The sequence below is a fragment of the Halomonas sp. HP20-15 genome, assembly GCF_033446685.1.
Taxonomy (GTDB): Bacteria; Pseudomonadota; Gammaproteobacteria; order Pseudomonadales; family Halomonadaceae; genus Modicisalibacter.
On sequence record NZ_JAWQLY010000048.1, the window covers coordinates 1 to 274 of the forward strand.

Annotated in this window: 1 protein-coding gene; it reads right to left on the reverse strand. The window is 69.3% G+C overall.

What is annotated here, in order from left to right; genetic code table 11:
• The coding region (locus R6258_RS18810; RefSeq protein ID WP_318453479.1) for a hypothetical protein at nucleotides 1-274 on the reverse strand (274 nt) is incomplete at both ends.

Sequence of the window (274 nt, forward strand, 5' to 3'; positions counted from 1 at the left end):
GTGCGCTTCATGTACGCCCGGATCCGCCGCAGCACGCGGTAGCTGATCGTGTCCGTCGCCGTGAGGGACGCGCGCGTGACGTAGCTGGACACGGGGTAGTACACGGTGGTCGCCCGCAGCAGCGGCCGGCAGATTTTCCGGTCGATGGTGCGGCCCGCCTGCACGCCCTGCCGGTTGGCGTAGATGTCGACCGGCGAGCCCTTGGCGATGTACTGGCCCAAGGAACTGACGATCTGCCACGCGCCCCACGGCTCGGTGACGCAGGTGACGCGCG